The organism is Spirosoma aureum (assembly GCF_011604685.1).
Classification (GTDB): domain Bacteria; phylum Bacteroidota; class Bacteroidia; order Cytophagales; family Spirosomataceae; genus Spirosoma; species Spirosoma aureum.
Map to the genome: position 1 here is coordinate 2017493 of NZ_CP050063.1, position 18854 is coordinate 2036346.

The 18854-nt window shown below is 48.9% G+C and carries 13 protein-coding genes; 6 read left to right on the forward strand and 7 right to left on the reverse strand.

The genetic code is table 11. The features are described 5' to 3' along the window. Window positions 1-24: 24 nt before the first annotated feature. The 5 genes from G8759_RS08120 to G8759_RS08140 all read right to left on the reverse strand — a co-directional run bounded on the left by G8759_RS08120 (window position 25) and on the right by G8759_RS08140 (window position 8156). Window positions 25-1491 (reverse strand): amidohydrolase, encoded by a 1467-nt coding sequence (locus G8759_RS08120; RefSeq protein ID WP_167206843.1) that lies wholly within the window; start codon window positions 1489-1491, stop codon window positions 25-27. A gap of 111 nt (window positions 1492-1602) precedes the next feature. Beyond that, entirely contained in the window at window positions 1603-2700 is a 1098-nt protein-coding gene (locus G8759_RS08125; RefSeq protein WP_167206845.1) for a hypothetical protein, read from the reverse strand. An 11-nt stretch (window positions 2701-2711) separates the two neighbouring features. Beyond that, a complete protein-coding gene (locus tag G8759_RS08130; RefSeq protein ID WP_167206847.1) occupies window positions 2712-3572 on the reverse strand; it encodes a methyltransferase domain-containing protein in 861 nt (286 codons plus the stop codon). 3 nt (window positions 3573-3575) lie between these two features. Then, the gene (locus G8759_RS08135; RefSeq protein ID WP_167206849.1) at window positions 3576-5321 is read right to left on the reverse strand and encodes an FAD-binding protein; all 1746 of its coding nucleotides are present in this window, start codon (window positions 5319-5321) and stop codon (window positions 3576-3578) included. A gap of 351 nt (window positions 5322-5672) precedes the next feature. Continuing rightward, window positions 5673-8156, reverse strand: coding sequence for a S9 family peptidase (locus G8759_RS08140; RefSeq protein ID WP_167206851.1), 2484 nt, complete (start codon window positions 8154-8156; stop codon window positions 5673-5675). Window positions 8157-8405: 249 nt separating this feature from the next. On the opposite strand from G8759_RS08140, the gene G8759_RS08145 reads away from it, so the two are divergent. The 4 genes from G8759_RS08145 (at window position 8406) to G8759_RS08160 (ending at window position 15290) form a co-directional block, all read left to right on the forward strand. Further along, window positions 8406-11495: a PAS domain-containing protein gene (locus G8759_RS08145; RefSeq protein WP_167206853.1), complete on the forward strand. Its 3090-nt coding sequence runs from the start codon at window positions 8406-8408 to the stop codon at window positions 11493-11495. A gap of 58 nt (window positions 11496-11553) precedes the next feature. Further along, window positions 11554-12438 carry a PE-PGRS family protein gene (locus G8759_RS08150; RefSeq protein WP_167206855.1) on the forward strand — a complete coding sequence of 295 codons (885 nt, stop codon included), beginning with the start codon at window positions 11554-11556 and terminating at the stop codon, window positions 12436-12438. Between the two features lie 49 nt (window positions 12439-12487). Next, on the forward strand, window positions 12488-14014 hold the full coding sequence (gene crtD, locus G8759_RS08155; RefSeq protein ID WP_167206857.1) for a 1-hydroxycarotenoid 3,4-desaturase CrtD: 1527 nt from the start codon (window positions 12488-12490) through the stop codon (window positions 14012-14014). 94 nt (window positions 14015-14108) lie between these two features. Beyond that, window positions 14109-15290 carry a cation:proton antiporter gene (locus G8759_RS08160; RefSeq protein ID WP_167206859.1) on the forward strand — a complete coding sequence of 394 codons (1182 nt, stop codon included), beginning with the start codon at window positions 14109-14111 and terminating at the stop codon, window positions 15288-15290. A 17-nt stretch (window positions 15291-15307) separates the two neighbouring features. Here the strand turns inward: G8759_RS08160 and G8759_RS08165 are convergent, their stop codons facing one another. After that, a complete protein-coding gene (locus tag G8759_RS08165; protein ID WP_167206861.1) occupies window positions 15308-15634 on the reverse strand; it encodes a hypothetical protein in 327 nt (108 codons plus the stop codon). 92 nt (window positions 15635-15726) lie between these two features. On the opposite strand from G8759_RS08165, the gene nhaD reads away from it, so the two are divergent. Beyond that, window positions 15727-17022 (forward strand): sodium:proton antiporter NhaD, encoded by a 1296-nt coding sequence (nhaD, locus tag G8759_RS08170; RefSeq protein ID WP_167206863.1) that lies wholly within the window; start codon window positions 15727-15729, stop codon window positions 17020-17022. 82 nt (window positions 17023-17104) lie between these two features. Then, entirely contained in the window at window positions 17105-17818 is a 714-nt protein-coding gene (locus tag G8759_RS08175; protein WP_167206865.1) for a hypothetical protein, read from the forward strand. 130 nt (window positions 17819-17948) lie between these two features. Here the strand turns inward: G8759_RS08175 and G8759_RS08180 are convergent, their stop codons facing one another. Continuing rightward, window positions 17949-18812, reverse strand: coding sequence for an SDR family oxidoreductase (locus G8759_RS08180; protein ID WP_167206867.1), 864 nt, complete (start codon window positions 18810-18812; stop codon window positions 17949-17951). Window positions 18813-18854 lie beyond the last annotated feature (42 nt).

Consider the following 18854-nt stretch of genomic DNA (forward strand, 5'->3'; position numbering starts at 1 on the left):
TTCGCTCTTTCATTCATTCGTGCATTATTTTCGGTAATCCAACGCTGGTTTCCGATCGCCGAGCAGTGCTTCATACTTGAAGTCGGCACCCCGCTTCCTGACCCACTCCGCGCGGGCTTTCTCGATGAGTGTCGGTGTTTTGAATAGATCGAGGGCTGTCATGGAGAGTGTTTTGGCCGCTACGATCATTCCCTTTTGGCCAATGCTCATGCCACTGGCTGCCGTAGACTGCCAGCTGTGTGCCGATGAGCCCGGAACCCAGGTAGCGGTTGATAAACCCACGGTCGGCACCGTCCAGCTTACGTCGCCAACATCGGTCGAGCCGCCACTGGTCGCACTTTCAGAAGCATCGCGGAAGTCTTTTACGGTAGCTGCTTCTTCGATGGGGACTTTCCGGTCGAACGTCTCGCTGATTTTCTTGGCAAACTCTGTTTCTTCAGGGGTATAATTCACCCCGCCAACTGTTTTCAGGTTTTGGTGCATTACTTCGGCCAGAGTTACGTTGGGTAACAAGTCATAAACACCGCCCAACACTTCCCAGCTTACCTGTGTGCCCGTTCCTTTGGCTGCGCCTTCGGCCGCATTTTCAATGCGTTTCCAGACACTTTGCACGACTGCCCGGTCTTTATGGCGAGCGTAATAATAAACTTCCGCAAAAGCCGGAACGACGTTTGGCGCTTCACCACCGCGCGTAATGACATAGTGAATACGGGTATCGGATGGAATGTGCTCGCGCATCATGTTGACCATGTAATCCATCGCTTCGACACCATCCAGCGCCGATCGACCGCGCTCTGGCGATGCAGCAGCGTGAGCCGCAATCCCTTTAAACCGAAACTTTGCATTCTTATTGGCCAGCGATGTACCGGCATCGGCAGCATTCTGAGCACCAGGATGCCAATGCAGCACAACGTCTACATCATTAAACAGACCCTCGCGTACCATATACACCTTGGCCGAACCACCTTCTTCGGCTGGACAACCGTAAATTTTGACCGTTCCGGCATGGCCTGATTTTTTGAGCCAGTCTTTCACCTCAACAGCAGCTGCTACCGACGCCGTTCCGAAGAGATTATGGCCACATCCGTGCCCGCCTTTTTGTCCCGCAATGGGCGTAAATTCAGGTTTGGCTTCGGTTGCCAGTCCTGGCAGCGCGTCATATTCACCCAGAATACCGATAACGGGTTTGCCTGAACCGTAGGTAGCTACAAAAGCTGTGGGAATTCCAGCCACACCTGTTTGAACATCAAAACCTTCTTTTTTTAATTGTTCTTCCAGTAGGGCTGAGCTTTTTTCTTCCTGATAGCCAAGTTCCGCGAAAGTCCAGATCTGTTTTGAAATAGTAGCGTATTCTGGGAACCGTTTGTCGAGGTCCGCAATGACAGCCTGTTTATCAGGATCAATCGTTGGAGTTGCTGCTTTTTTTGCTTTAGGCTGAGCTACGGCGATTATAGGAATGAGTAATAAGGTTGTGAGGAATTGTCTTTTCATAGGTTAGTATTCGGATTATTGGTTAATAAGCCGATAAAAATAGGGGAATGATGGGAGAAAACGTAATAATGATTTTACATCCGTCCTATAGTACCAAACTATATTGGTTGCTCAATAATCATACACATGCTCAATCTTAACGCCCTGCTCGGTTACGAACCGAACGGTTTTGTCCAGCCAACGGACGGGCGTTACCAGGGCCACACGCTTCAGGCCGGGTTTGGTGAGAATGGGCTGCGTAAATACCAGCTGGAAATCGGGCGAGGCTGGTTTCCAGGCTTCGGGAGCCAATAGAGTTATCAGGATGGCCGAGTTATTTCCGGCAATTTCCCGGAAGCTTGCACCCTGCTGAACTAAAGCCGACACAGCCGGATGAAAGGCTTCATAACGGGGCAACATCAGTAAGGCCGAGCCATCCGGGTATGTTTGGGCAGGAGATTGGGAGGTTGGGCTTTGGGTAGCAGGTAGTTTGTCTATAATGACCGCAGTTGTCGGCAAAGCGTCGTCGTAGGAGGCTTTGGTGCCAAGTTTGATTAGGTAACCATAGCCCGCTTTCACGAGTAACTCCGTCAGCAGCATATATTTGCGATCACACTTGCGCAGGAAATGTGGCCCCCAAAACGATGTTCCCGTCAATAGTTTGGGAATTCGGGACGTAAAGTCGAACTCGTACCAGGGCGATACGCGGATAAAGTCTACGTAATCCTGCGTAAACGTTGTGTTGAAGGTATCCTCATCCGTCACGATAGCGCCCTGCGTTGGGTTCGTTAGCCGCCCAACGATGATTTCGTAGAGCGCTTTCATGGCATATTCGACCGTTGTGCTGACACCAATGACCCAGATCATGATGTGGTAGCCCGTATTGAATGCGAAAATGCCCTTGATCTGATCATACACCACACCATAGCTTTGCCAGAGCTGTTTAACGTGGCTCATGTATGGGAACGTTGTCGTGGTGCGGATTTGGGCGTAGTCGGCGATTTCGGCGGGGCTATGAACCAGAAACCATTCGGGATAGGTCAGGAATGTCTGATCGGCGGGTCGGATGTGCTCGGTGGGTGTGACCGGATTTGGATTGCTGACCAGCCATTCTTTCGGCACAACGCAGCCTGTACCGGCCGGAGTCGTTAATGACTGCCGCCCTTTGCGGAGGAAAAGGAAGATGGCCAGTACGACCATGATAACCGTCAGAATCGGGAGCCTAAGCATGGGAGTGGCTATCAAATTTTCGTAAACAGAACCAGCGTATTATCCGATGGGTCATTGGCCTGAAGGAGCCGTTTGCCCGCATCGCTAAATCCCGCCTGACTAATGAGCCGACTCCATTCCTCGATCGGTTTGAATCCCTTATAATCCTGCTGGTCGATTTCCCAGCTGATGTTCAGGCCAAGGTTAAAAACCGTATGCACGAGCGATACAAACTTGGCCATGTCAGCGGTTTTTACGTCGTGATCGCGCAGAATAAACCAGCCACCAGGCCGCAGAATCCGCCGGATGGAGTTGATAAAGCCCGCTAGTTTTTCGGGTCGGGCGTGGTGCAGACCAATCAGGCAGGTTACCAGATCGACACTCTCACTGGCAATCGCATCTGGGCTAATCGGCTCGTAATCATTCAGTTCAACAAAAGTGCCGATTTTGCCTAACTGACCCCGTTCCATAATATCGGCAGGGCTGTTGGTTGGGGCAACATCGTTGATCAGGTAAATAGGCCCGCTGATAGGCAGGTGTTTACGCAGATGGCTGATGTAGCGGCCCGGTGACCCAATTTCAACGTAACCGTTTATCTGGGCTCCTTTGGGCAGCAATTCCAGCGTTTGCCGGGTCATTTCTTTTTTCTGCGTTTTTAGGGCAGGAAGCGCATAGGTCAGTTCTGACAGAAACGGCTTGATGCTGGGCAGGCGATCCTGTACAGTTTTATAAATACGCTCGTCCGACGTTTCGGTTTTCGTTACTTCGCGAATCAGGTGGTGAAACTTATCTTCGGGATAGAGGTGAAAAACGACCTGTAGAAAGCGGTAAAACGCATCGCGGGGTTTCGTTTCATCGAAAACAGTGTGAAATTCAGAAGTTACTGGTGTCATGGCTTAGAAAGTAGAGGGGTTATAGTATGTATCCCAGAATACGTTGTGAAACCGAAAGGCGGGATCGAGTTTTTTCTTGAGTGCAAATAATTTTCTAGCGTTTGGGTAAGCCTGATGGAATTGCTCCGGCAGGGCATGCGCCTGATAGGGAAGATAATAGGCCCCATCGACCGATATAGCCGCATCGATCAGTTCGCGCGTCCAGATAGCTACTTCATTTTTAGCGATTTCATTGGTCCGCTGTTTATAATAGACCACAAAGGCAAAAACTTCTTCGCGCGCCCAGGCCAGATACGAACCCGAATCGGGGAGTGCATGGCGAATCGAGACATTGATAACGTTGACCCGATAGCGGTTAAATATCTCACTCATTTTCTCCGAAAAAGCGTCGAAGTGACGAACAGGAACAAAATATTCCTGCAATACGTAGGTGCGTTTCGTGCGTGATCTCGGTTCGAGTTCAGCGACATCGTAACCTGCTTCGTAATTGCGCCAATGAATGGGCTGGCTCAGGTAGATAAGCGGGTCTACGATGTGTTCACGTCGCCATTTACCGAAGAATGTCTCAGTAAATGCCCACATAAAATATCGTTCCAGCGGATAGGATTCCCGAAGTGGCATCAGGCGCATTTTGACGGTTGGCTTTTCGGTTGTTTTAACCCACGTAACGGCCCGCATGTTTGTAAAGGCGGGCGGATACATATCGCCATTATGAAAAACCGCTTCGGGATTATCGCGGATGGTATTGGCAAAGTAGGAACGATAGGCTGAACGGGCCAGTTTGTAATGGTCACGCCGAACGGCCAGGTTCGCTTCAAGATCTAGCTCGACGGCTACAATAATTCCCAACCCGTTATAGCCACCAATAGCGCCGAAAAATACATCTGGATTTTCGGTACGACTGGCTTGAACAAGCGACCCATCGGCCAGCACAATGTCAATGGAACGGACGGCCAGAATGAGCGGGCCGTGCCCCATGTAGCGGCCATGACAGTTTACACTCAGCGCTCCGCCAACGGTAAAATTGGCATAGGTCTGCATGATTTTAATGCTCAGGTCGTGGGGGTCAATGAACCGCTGGATGTCGCACCAACGGATGCCAGCCTGCACTTTAATGATGCGATCATCTTTCGAGAAATGAATGACCTGATTCAGACCACGCATATCGATGTGCTGACTGTTTGGACTTGCCGTTTGTCCACCCATACTGAACCGTCCACCACCTACCGATACAGGGCCCGTAGTTGTTCGGAGTCGTTCCTGCAACTCCGCTACAGATTCGGGCCGAAAAACCTCTGCCACAATAACCGGATTGAGCTGAGTGACATCATTGATAATGCGTTCCGGGCTGTTATGGTGCGCGACTATCTGACCGGTATCGTTTTTGAAATAATCAGCGGCTTCATCAGGAACTGTCCCGAATTTGTTTTTCTGCGAATCTCCCTTTTTGAATCCCAGTTGATAGATCAGCCAGATTGGGCCAAGAACCGGAATCAACACCAGAAGCAGCCAGTAGCCAGAGTGATTTGTATCGTGCAGCCGTTTTGTGGCTGTTGCGAACAGGGAGCCGATCAGGAGCGGGTAGAGTGCATACGTCGCCCCTTCGCCCACGAAGTCAAACAGCACGGTATGCAGTACGTAGAATGTACTCCAGATAAATGCGGAGACTATCCAGTAGGTAGCTCGCTTGATACGGCCCCTGCTTGTAAATAGAAGGTAACTGAGAGGAAGTTTATCTTTTAGACGCATATGACAGGCAAATGTAAAGAAGAGGCTTTTACCTGCTTGATTCACAACGGTGTTTCTTAGTGAAAGGTAAGCCAATAGCCGGTGCAAGGTGCAATGTGCGTAAAGTTCTACTCGTATAGATTTACCGTACCCACTAAATTTATACGATACGTTTATCAGCAGCCAGTGGCTTATCATGGGTTCTGATTGCTCTACTGCCCGATGCGTCATCCGTTTGCCGGAGACTCTGAATGTGAGTACAAAAAATTACGGCTTCGGCGCATGCAAACATGAACCGAAGCCGTAATTTTTTGTAGTCATTCTGAGGATGGTCAATTGACGGATCAGCCATCTAAAGGATTTAGTCGTAGGTTATTTTCCTCCGCCAACTTTTCCTGCTTTGTTGCCCTGTCCGGCTACGGCTGGGTTTTTGACGTATTTATCGAGCCAGCCGTTCATTTCCCACAGCATGTGCAGTAACGATTCTTTGGCCGTGTAGCCGTGACTCTCATAGGGCAGGAATACTAACCGCGTTGTTGCGCCAAAGCCTTTTAGCGCATTGTAATACCGCTCCGACTGAATTGGGAACGTCCCCGTATTATTATCCGCTTCGCCATGAACAAGCAATAGGGGAGTCTTCATCTTGTCGGCATTCATAAACGGCGACATCTTGTTATACACCTCCGGTGCCTGCCAATAGCTACGTTGTTCGTTCTGGAACCCAAATGGGGTCAGAGTACGGTTGTAAGCACCACTGCGGGCAATGCCACCTTTGAATAATTTGCTGTGAGTCAGTAGATTGGCCGTCATAAATGCGCCGTATGAATGGCCGCCCACACCCACACGACTTGAATCGACCACACCTAACCGGACGCCTTCGTCGATGGCCGCTTTGGCACTGGCTACCAACTGCTCAATATAGGTGTCGTTCGGTTCTTTATCGCCCTCGCCTACGATGGGAATGCTGGCGTTGTCCAGAATGGCGTAACCCATGGTTACGAACGCAGCCGCTCCCCAGTAACTGATCCGGTTAAACTGATAGGGCGAGCCCGATACCTGACTAGCCGCATCCTTGCTTTTAAACTCAGCAGGGTAGGCCCACAGGAAGGTCGGTAGTGGACCTTGCTCTTTCTTATAACCAACAGGCAGGTAAAGCGTAGCCGTCAGGTCGACGCCATCTGAGCGCTTGTAGCGAAGCTGCTGTTTCTGAATCCCTTTCAGTTGCGGATAGGGGTGAGGGAAGAACGTAACCTGAACCGGAGCAATACGAGCTTTCAGATTTCTGACAAAATAGTTTGGGTTTTCATCGGGCGTTTCGCGCGTGGTTAAGATCACTTGCCGAGTAGCATCCAGTACGGCAATGGGCCGCTCGAAATAAGGGGCCGCCGACCGCCATAGCTCACGATTTTGCTTGGTTTTCAGGTTGAGCAGGCTCACAAAGGGACGGTCTCCTTCGGGCGATGCACCTAGTCCGTTCAACATAATCAACTCTCCGCTAGGTAATATATTTAATACGTCGCGACCATATTGATTCTGCTTCGTGTCGGGTTGGCCAGGGTTTGTGTAACGATCTTCGTACGACCGATCAAACAAAACGGACGTTTGCCAGGTAGCCGGATTAACGATTTTGGTAATTGTTTTGCGGTTCTGCCACCAGCGCTCATTGGCCAGTGCAGTCGATTCATTCCCCCACTCGAAGCCTTCGAACCGGAACTGAGCTGCGTAAATCTCTTTGGGTTGTGCCGAGAAGGGAGCTTCTGTCAGAAAGACCTTGTCCCGAATGTCTGCCTTTACTTTAGGATCGCCGTTGTCCTGAGCTACCGTGTAATAGACCGAAGCCGGAGCATCGGCCCGCCAGGCAAACTCACGTGGGCCGTTGGGAGCACCATCGGGGCTGTAGGCCACGGTTTCCTGCAACGGGCCGTCGTTGAGCGTTTTGGCCAGTGAACCGGCTATCGCATAAACCTCCGTTTTCAGCGGAAACCGATAGACCGGAACCAGGTATGAGAAAGGAGTATGAACTGTTTCGATCATCACATACTGGCCATTTGGTGCCGGATCAGCGGAAAGAATGATGCCCGGCTGGCCAATGTTCGTTGTTGTTCCGTCCAGCCCCAGCCGAACAACTTGTGCTGTGGTATAGTAGGCAAATTGCCGCTCGTCGGACGGGTTTTTGAGCAAATCCTGGTACGTTGGGGCCTGGCCGCGTTTGCCACCGACGTTTTCCTGAGTGGTCGGGCTACTGGGTACACGACTGATTTCGGGTGCCGGACCACGTCCGGCCGGGATACTTTTAACGATCAGGTTTTTGCTGTCCGATACCCAGTGATAGGGTGTTCCGAGAGTTGCGTTGAGGGCAATTGTGCCAATTTTCTGTGCTGCAGCTGTAGCTACATCGGCAACGTACAGATCGATACGGGTATCGGTTGAATTGGTAAAGGCTATTTTAGTCTCATCGGGCGACCACTGTACATAGCTGATGAGTGGATTTGCCGGAAGGCCGGTAATGGTTTTTTCATCCTTATCCGTCAGTTTTTTGATTTTGAGGCCGGTTATGTAACGCGCTCGGCTGGGGCCATTATTTGCGGGGTTCAGGCGCAGACCAGCTAGTTTGAACTCGGGTTGAGCTAGTTCGGCAATTCCCGGTGCAGACGCCTGTTCGAGAATGAGCATGACATCACCCTTGCCCGACATACTGACATTCGGCGTGGGCGGAACGGTTACCAGATCGGCCAGGGCTTTGGGAGGGGTCTGGTAGGTTGGGCTGTCCTGGGCGCGTCCGACAAGCGGAATGATGACCGAAAGTACCAATAGAAGTCGAACACGTTTTCGACGAGTAGTCAGGTTGTGAAGCATAAGAGGAAAGTTGTTTCAAGGTAACACAAGCACTAAAGATACACCAAAATCAAGTACCATTGTTTAGGATAATGGTTCTGGTAGACAGTCTGTCTATTAGGATGATTTTTACATCATAAATTACGTATCTTCGCTGATTGCTTAGGCTGGTAGACGTTTGGCGAAAGCTGCCTGACAACTGCTTTTACTACTATAGGATGTGTATTTGGTTAGCTATCAGACCTTTACCGAAAATTGCTTTTGCCGAGAATGCTAACCGATAAATCGCCCGATATCCAGTTCTCTCAGCTTCTTGATGCATTGCCGGATGCAGTGATCTGGATGAAAACGATCCGCGATAAGAGCAATCAGATCGTTGATTTTCGGATTGATTATGTAAATAAAAAAGCAGAGGAGTATAGCCAGGGTAAGTATCAGGTGAGTATCGGGACACTCCTGCTGGGCGATAACCGGCACGATCAGGTGTATATGGCACAGATTTTCAGGAAAATGTGCGTCCTATACGAAACAGGCCAACCTGATGAAGATACATACTTCAATACTATTCTGAATAGATGGTATCTGATAAGTCGATCTAAATTAGGCGATGGCGTTCTCAGCGTCACCCGCGACATTTCATCCTTAAAAGCGGCTGAGCAGGAAAAGCAGTCCCAGACGGAATTGCTGCAAACGATACTGGATACGTCGCTCAATAATGTTTTTGTTTACGAAGCGATTCGTGATACCGCAGGCCAAATTCAGGATTTTCGGGTTAGGCTGGCCAATCCGGCTGGTCGCCAGGATGTTATGAGTCGGTATGGCAAAGAGGTAATGGGTAACACGTTGCTGGGGTTTCGTCCGAGTTCACGGGAAACAGGCCAGTTTAACCTCTTTTGCCAGGTTATTGAAACCGGAAAGCCCGTTTGGGCGCAGCATTACTACCCGGATGTCCAGGAATGGTATGATACGGCCATCACAAAACTTGGTGATGGATGCGTGGTAACGGGAGTCAATATCACGCAGCAAAAGCAGGATTTGTTGCGATATAAGCGCCTGTCTGATCTACTCAACAGCGTTTTGAATAGCTCGCCAAATGGTATAAAGGCGATGGAAGCCATCCGAGAAACCGCACCGGATGGCTTACCCGGAAAGATTATCGATTTTGTCGTAACGGTGATCAATAAAGCCGGGGCTGATATCCGTGGACTTGACGCAAACGATATTGTTGGCAAACGGGCTTTGGAGGTATTTCCGGATCTCCAGCAAACAGAATTGTTTGACCAATTCTGTAACGTAACCGAAACCGGCGATCCACAGCATAGTCAGAGTTTACACAGCGATGTCTGGTACGATATGGCCCTGGCTCCGTTTGGTAACGGACTCGTCATTACCTATACCGACATTACAGAGAGTAAACGCGTAAAACAGGTCATTGAGGAAGCCGCAGCCGAAAACAAACGACAGGCTGATTTGCTCAACAGTGTACTCGATAATTCGACCAACGGGATTATGGCCTTCGAATCCATCCGGAACGAATTGGGGGTAATTACAGACTTTACGTTCATTGCGATCAACAAAGCTGCCAGCCAGTTGAGTGGTCGTTCGCCCGACGATATGATCGGGCAATCCATGCTGTCAATCTTCCCTGGGAATGCAAAGTCGGGCATGCTGGAAATGTACATTCACACCGTCGAGACGGGTGAGCGTACCAGTATGGAAACGTATTATGGTTATGACGGACTTGATTTCTGGGTTGCCGTTTCGGCCATGAAATTAGGGGATGGTTTTGTCGTTACGTTTTCTGATATATCGGAAGCCAAGCGAGCCCAACAGCAAATCAGCCAGACAGCCGATCTGCTTCAAACGGTAATCAATAACTCCCCGACTGCACTCGTACTCTATGAACCCATACGGGATGAAAGTAATGAGGTGATCGATTTTCGGTATAAGCTGGCTAATCCGGTAGCGGCTACCGCCACCGGTCGATCAGTGGAGTATATGCAGGGAAACACGCTGTTTACGATGTTTCCAATAGCAGCGCAGAAGGGATTCTTTGATCGGTTACGGATTGTTCTCGAAACGGGTGAGACGCAGCAGTATGAACATCATTTTTCGGACGACGGTGTCGATCTGTGGGCTGAAATTACGATGGTCAAACAGGAAAAGGATGTGCTCACTGTCTTCCAGTATATCACCGATTTGAAACGGGCGCAGCAGGAACTGGAACGATCCCGGGCTGAATTGCAGACCGTAATCGATACATCGCAAACTGGTATTTTTCTCTTTAGTCCAGTACGTGATGAAACGGGGAGCGTCATTGATTTCCGGTTTCGGGTAGCCAACCGGCAACTAGCGTCTTATGTTGGCCAGGATACCGAAACGGTTATGGGTGCATTAGGAAGCACGTGGTTCCCTGATTATAAAAATAACGGTCTGTTCGAACTTTATAATAAAACCTATCAAACCGGTGAGCCACAGCGGTTCGATTTTCATTATGATGGTGGCGGGATCGATGCCTGGCTCGATATTATGTCGACCAAAATGGGCGACGAAGTACTGGTAACCTTTAGCGATTATACATCGCTCAAGCAACTTCAGCAGCAACTGGAAACATCGGTAATCGAACTGCAACGGTCGAACCGTAACCTGGAGCAGTTTGCCTATGTCGCCAGCCATGATCTACAGGAACCACTGCGTAAGATTCAGGCATTTGGCGATATTATTAAGGCTCAATATGCGCCACTCATTGGCAATTCGGGGGCAGATATGATCCAACGGATGCAGTCGGCTGCTGCCCGTATGCAGGTACTGATCAAGGATGTATTGGCTTACTCACGTGTTTCTGCTAAGCGGGAAGAACATAAGCCCGTTCATCTGAATAGTGTTGTCGCGGAGGTATTGATAGATCTGGAAACGTTTATAACAGAAAAAAAAGCCGTCGTGACCATAAGCCAACTGCCTGTCATCATGGGTGATATGGCTCAGTTGCGCCAATTGTTTCAGAATCTGATCAGTAATTCCCTGAAGTTTGTACAAGTCGATCGAATCCCGGAAATTACAATTAGTTCGAGCTTGCTTCGTGGTCGTGAGTCGGGGCTTTCTATACCTCCCCCTGAGAACAACCAACTGTTTCATGCGGTCGAACTGACTGATAATGGAATTGGCTTTGATCCACACTACGCTGAACGGATTTTTCAGGTATTCCAGCGCTTGCATGGCCGTAGCGAATATCAGGGAACAGGTATTGGACTGGCTATTGTTCAGAAGGTTGTCGAGAATCACAATGGGTACATCACGGCCGATGGACGACCGGGTCAGGGAGCTACTTTCAGGATATTACTGCCCTCTTCCTCAAATTAAAGACTTATTCCGTCGCTTCTTTCGTTACTTTGGCGACTGAATCAACCGGAAATCCTTCATGCGCATTGTCCTTTTAGTTCTTGGTACACTAACTGTCGTTTCCTGTACTATTGGTGTTACTCCTGATGCGGGTACTTTTAGTAGTAATCCTACATCGACACCTGTTACGCCGGGTCAGATTAACGAAGCATCCGGCCTGGCTGATAGCCGTACTCAACCCGGTAATCTCTGGATTGAACAGGATAGCGGTAGCCCGGCCGAACTGGCTTTGCTGGGGTATGATGGTAAGTTGAAGGGGAAAATGAGTATTCCGAACACGACCAACATCGATTGGGAGGATATGGCTATAGGCCCTGGGCCTCAGGATGGGAAAAATTACATATATATTGCCGACATCGGCGACAACAACGCCCAGCGACCAACCAGCGTGCTATACCGGTTCATTGAACCGGCTAATTTGCAGGAGACAATCGGACAGGTGGAGCGGATTAATTACAAATATCCTGACGGACCTCGCGATGCTGAAGCATTTATTGTCGATCCCCAGACCCGTGATACGTGGATAATTTCCAAACGGGAAGAGAAAGTCCATCTGTATCGGCTTCCGTATCCACAGGATATTAACCAGGTTACCACACTTCAGACCTATGGTGAACTGCCCTCCTTTGGCGATGGACTAGCGGGCTACGTAACGAGTGCGGCCATTTCGCCCGACGGTAGTGAAATTTTAGTCCGTACCTATACCGGTATTTTTTATTGGAAACGTACACCTGGCCAAACTGTCGCTGATGCGCTGCAAAAAGGTACCCGATCGCTGTTGACATCGCGCATGGAACCGCAGGGTGAAGCTATTTGCTTCGATAAAGACGGAAAAGGCTTTTTTACCATTAGCGAACTGGCTAGTGCTTCGTCGGTGAATCTGTACTACTACGCCAAACAGTAAGTCAGTACAGGCAGTTTGGTGTCTGGAAACTGCTTACTGATAATTCGTTGTGACTAGAAAAGCTGCAGTCATTGGGGCCGGAATCGCCGGGATTGCCAGCGCCATCCGATTGGCCGTGAAGGGTTATGTGGTCGACGTATTCGAGGCTAATGCCTATGCGGGCGGTAAATTGTCTGGTTTCGAAGACGTAACGCCCGACGGGCAATCGTACCGCTTCGACGCTGGTCCGTCGCTTTTTACGATGCCGCATTTAGTAGACGAACTATTTAAACTCGCTGGCCGAAATCCCGCCGATTATTTTGAGTACACCCTCCTTGACGAAACCTGTCGCTATTTCTGGGACGATAACACGCGCCTGACTGCCTGGGCCGATCTTGATCGATTTGGAAAAGAGATCGAAACCGTATTTGGTGAACCCTCTATTCATTTACATCAGCACCTGGCAGACAGTGCCCGGAAATATGCGGTAACGGAGAAATTATTTCTGCATCGATCACTCCATAAGCTGTCGACCTGGTTCAATCGTGACGCGCTGACTGGTTACCTTAATCTACCCAGACTCGGTGTTTTTGGGACCATGAACGGGGCAAATGAACGTCGGTTCAATAACCCCAGGCTGGTGCAGTTATTTAATCGATACGCTACATATAACGGCTCAGATCCGTATCAGACGCCGGCAACGATGAATATTATTCCGCATCTGGAATATAATATCGGGGCTTTCTTCCCGAAAGGGGGCATGGTGAGTATTACCAATAGTTTGCTGAAACTGGCCGAAGAATTGGGTGTGCGTTTCCACTACAATACCTATGTTACAGAAATTGTGACGAAGGATATGCGTGCCGTGGCTATTAAATTCACCTCGCAGACTGGTCGCCTTCCACGGCTGAATCAGGAAATGGCTACTACTAGCTCAACGGAAAGTGAGATTAGTGTTGTCATTTCTAATATGGATATTGTCAGTACATTCCGGAAACTGCTGCCGAATGCCCGACAACCCGAGCGAATTCTACGACAACCTAAATCGAGTTCGGGATTGATTTTTTATTGGGGCATCAAGCAGCAGTTTGCCGAACTGGGGTTGCACAATATAATCTTTAGTACTGATTATCGGGCCGAATTCAATGCCTTATTCGGGCAGAATCAGGTCCCAGACGATCCGACCATTTACCTGAATTGTAGTGCAAAGCTTAAGCCAGATGATGCGCCGGCAGGCTGCGAAAACTGGTTTATCCTGTTAAACGTGCCAAACAACACCGGTCAGGACTGGGATGCTATGATTGCCCGGGCCCGGCAGCGTATTTTGCAGAAACTGAGTCATACACTGGGGACGGAGATTAGCTCACTTATTGAAACGGAATCGATACTGGACCCCCGAAGCATTGAAGCCAGAACCTCTTCAGCGCAGGGCGCTTTATACGGGAACAGCAGCAATAACCGGTTTGCTGCATTTTTGCGCCATGCCAATTTCTCCCGACAGTTTAAGAATCTCTATTTTGTTGGTGGCAGCGTTCATCCAGGGGGTGGCATTCCACTCTGCTTGTTATCGGCAAAAATCGCAACGGATTTAGTGTAGTTTTCGAGCGGCCAATCACTGGTTTTTAGCGTCAGATACGGGTTTAACTACCAATGATAAACCGTAAACTGAAAACTGCTTTTTATCTTGCCGAATGGATTCTTCGATTCTCATTATTGTTCTAAGCTTATCCGTTTTAATTTCCTACGCGTTTGACCTGTTTAGCAGCCGGTTCCGAACGCCTTCGGTACTATTGCTCTTATTATTAGGTGGAATAACCCGACAGGCAACTAATTACTTTGGCGTTCAGGTACCGTTTGTAAACACAATCCTGCCGACGCTCGGTACGCTAGGCTTAATTCTGATCGTACTTGAAAATGGCCTTGATCTGGAATTGCATCGGGAAAAACTAAGTGTGATTCGTCGTACGCTGGTTGCATCCGTATTCTCAGTAGCGGGCATTACCTTTCTGTTAGCCAGCGTTTTATATCTATTGCTGAACGATTCGTTTTATCATTGTTTGATTGCGGCCCTGCCATTCTCGATCATTAGCAGCGCGGTCGCTATTCCAAGCATATCAAATATATCATATGGGCAGGGTGAGTTTGTGGTTTATGAATCGGCTTTTGCGGGAATAATTGGAGTCTTAGTATTTAATTTTCTGTTGCTCAGCCAGAATTCGATATGGGGTGCCGTCTGGTTTTTTGCCCGTGATATGCTCATTATGGCGTTGCTATCGTTGGGGTGCTGCTTCCTGTTGCTGTATCTGATTGGACGGATCAACCATCGAATCAAATTCCTGCCGATCATATCAGTACTCTTTCTGGTTTATGCCATCGCCGAAATCAACCATTTGTCGTCCTTGTTATTGATCCTGATTTTTGGCCTGTTTTTGAATAATACCGAATTATTCATTCGCGGCCAGTTAAGCCGGATTCTAAAGAATGACCTGTTCGAGAAGGAGCTGGATCAGCTTAAAAATCTTACGGCCGAAGGTGCGTTTGTTGTCCGCACGTTCTTTTTTTTGATTCTGGGCTATGCCGCTGTTCCCGGTGAACTACTGGATCGGGATGCACTGATCGTGAGTGCCATATTTGTTGCAGTCATTATTGGCTGGCGGTGGATCACGCTTCGCCTGACTTATCAGGGGCCGATGAAGCCACTTCTCTGGATTGCCCCGCGTGGTTTGATCACTATTCTGCTTTACCTCAACATCCCCCCGGATATGCGGGTAATTGGTTTCCGGGATGGAATTCCAATACTTGTCATCGTGCTTTCACTGATCGTTATGGTAGCGGGCGGCCTCGGCCAAAAGCCTGTACTTCCTAATGAATGATGTTTGGGTAACCGGATTTACTTATTTGCCATGTATCGCCGGAATGCCCAGAGCGGACGTTTCTTTAGGTAAGTCAGGTTGTCTTCATTCGCGAATGCTTCCCGTTCGAAGCTGATATTCCGGTAAGCTGTATAATGAGTGCGGTATTGAAATCGCCGGATAATGTATTCGAGCGAGTACCAGATGTAGAAAGGCAAAATGCCCAGTTCAGCCTGCTGGCGCAGATGAATTCGTTCGTGATTGAGCAAAACGGCCCCAGGGTTAGGCTTACGGACCAGAATAAAGGGAAACAGGGCCATGCCATCGGGGCCAAGTGAAGAAACGCGAATAATGAATGTAGACATCAGGCGCTGAGTTGTACGTGATGAACAGGCTGGCGGTTCATGCAGATAGTAGTTGACTGTAAAACAGTTGATAGGACTTTGAAATTCCCATTATGACGTTAACCCTTATCCTTCTTTTTGTTGTCGGTTATGTGCTGATCACGCTTGAACACCCGGTTAAAATTAATAAAACAGCCACAGCATTGATTACTGGAGTTGTTTGCTGGGCTGTTTATGCATTAATGGCTCCCAGTGCCGAAGCCGTTGTTCACCAACTGAGCGAGCATCTGGCCAGCGTCGCCGAAATATTATTTTTCCTGCTAGGTGCCATGACGGTTGTCGAACTGATCGATGCCCACGACGGCTTTACACTCATCACCGACCGTATTGCGAGCCGTAACACCCGCGTTCTTTTCTGGATTATCAGCCTGTTAACGTTTTTCCTGTCTGCTCTGTTAGATAACCTTACGTCCGCCATCGTAATGGTATCCGTGTCGCGTAAATTAATTCGCAACGTTGGGCAACGGCAAATTATGGCAGGCATGATTATCGTTGCGGCCAATGCGGGTGGTGCCTGGTCTCCCATTGGCGATGTTACCACAACTATGCTCTGGATTGGTGGGCAAATAACTACCACCCGAATAATTAGTTCATTGCTGCTGCCCAGTTTAGTCTCGCTGCTGGTTCCGCTGGGGATTTTAACATTTCGGTATAAACCCAAAGAACAGACTACCGTATCGACGGCGGCAAAGGGGATCAGTCGCCCCTATGTGACAACGGCGGCCCGCCGGGATCGCCGGATCATGCTGTCTGTCGGCCTGGGTGGAATGCTTTATGTTCCAATATTTAAGACAGTAACTCACTTGCCCCCTTATATGGGCATGATGCTTGTATTGGGCGTGATCTGGGTGGTTTCTGAAGTGCTGCATAGTGATAAGGATGAGGCCGAACGGCAGAAGTTTACCCCAGCTTATGCACTGAGCCGTATCGATACACCAAGCATTCTGTTTTTCCTGGGGATTCTTCTGGCCGTTGGCTCGTTGGAAACAACGGGGATCTTGCGCAGTCTGGCCGAGTCCTTGAATGAGTCGATTGGAAACCTTGATGTAATTGTTTTACTGATCGGTCTGGCGTCGGCCGTAGTCGACAATGTGCCGATTGTTGCCGCAGCCATGGGTATGTATGATATGCAGACCTATCCGACAGATAACAAATTGTGGGAGTTTCTGGCCTACTGCGCCGGAACGGGTGGTAGCATTCTGGTGATTGGTTCGGCTGCCGGGGTCGCCGTTATGGGGCTCGAACGACTGGAGTTCGGCTGGTATTTGCGTAAAATCAGCTGGCTTGCTCTGGTCGGCTATGTAGCTGGAGCACTGGTTTATCTGGCTGAGTTTATGGTGATGCGCTAAGCAGCTGACAGACAGAATCAGTAGCTTGTTGATCTGTTTGTGATCCGTTACATTTGGTAAAAATCGTTAACCCTGACTTATCATGAGAAGACTGCTCGTAACTCTACTCGTATTGCCGCTGCTTTACTATCGGGCAACTGCCCAGACCACTCCAACTGCTGAGGAGGTTTTAGACAAATACATTACGGCCATTGGTGGCAAAGATGCGCTTGCCAAAGTGACTGATGTGACCACCAGCATGTCAAGCGAAGGGCAAATGGGCGCTATTATGATCACTCGAAAGCAGAAACTGCCTAACAAATTCTCGATGGTCATAAATGCCAATGGAATGGAAGTAATGAAACAAACCGGCGATGGCTCAAAAATCGTTATGGGTGGTATGCAGGGCAATAGTACAACGCTGGAAGGGTCGGCCGCGCAACAGATGACCGCGATGAACGTGATTTTTCCGGAATTACATTATGCTGAAAATGGGGTGAAATCGGCCGTTGTTGGTCCTGAAAAAATTGATGGTAAAGACACGTATAAGTTAAGCCACACAACGACTGATGGCTCGGCTACCTGGACCGATAATTTCGATGCAACCACTGGCCTGAAAGTGCAGTCTGTTACGACGACCAAAAATGCACGGGGTGAAATGACCATGACCTCGGTTTATTCAGACTATAAAGAGGTTAATGGCATCAAATTTCCCATGACGATTGCGCAACAGTCGCCACGCGGGCCGATGACGATGACAGTTGACAACGTAAAGATTAATAAAGGCCTGAAAGACTCTGATTTTACAGTAAAATGATCGTTTCAGATTGCCAAATTGATAAGCTAACCTGTTAATAATCGAAGAATTACATCGACCCAACAAACAAAAAGGTGAAGTTAATCACCTTTTTGTTTGTTGGGTCGATGTATAGAAATTACTTGCTGAATCAGGAGTTGATTACCTCGCCACCATTGACGTGAATCACCTGACCGGTAAAATAAGACGCATCCTCTGATGCCAGAAATACGTAGGCTGGAGCCAGTTCGGCAGGTTGGCCAGGACGTTCCATAGGCGTGTCTTTCCCGAATTTCTCAACCTCTTCCAATGTTTTGGTTGCAACAATCAACGGGGTCCAGATAGGGCCGGGTGCTACAGCATTGACACGGATATTGCGCTCCACCAGATTCTGCGACAAAGACCGGGTAAACGCTGTTACGGCCCCTTTGGTTGAAGCATAATCAATCAGTGTTTCGCTACCCCGGTACGATACCACCGATGTAGTGTTGATAATGCAGTCGTATGCACCCATGTGTGGCAGTATATTTTTCGTCAGTCGGAACATGGCCAGAATATTGAGCTCAAACGTTTCGCGCATCTGCTGATCCGAAATGCCACTAAATTCCTTCTGCTCAACATGATTAGCGGCATTATTGACCAGAATATTCACCCGATTATAGGTGCTGATGATTTTACCGACGGCTTCCCGGATATAGGCAATTTGCTTTAAATCCCCCGGAATTAGCAGACATCGACGCCCCTCGGCCTCGACAAGTGACTTTGTCTTCAGGGCATCAACATCTTCGCGCGGATGATAAAGAATCGCCAGATCAGCGCCTTCGCGGGCAAAATGAATAGCTACTGCCCGGCCAATACCTGAATCACCGCCAGTGATGACAGCAATTTTATCTTTCAGTTTTTCGGCTCCCTGATAATTGTCCCGAATGTAAATCGGTTGCGGGTCCATTTCATATTCCAGGCCCGGCTGTGCGTTCTGATGCTGAGGCTTGGTTTCTATTTCCATTTGTTCCATATTTTTGAGGAATTAGGAGCAGGAATTGAGGGATGAGTATAG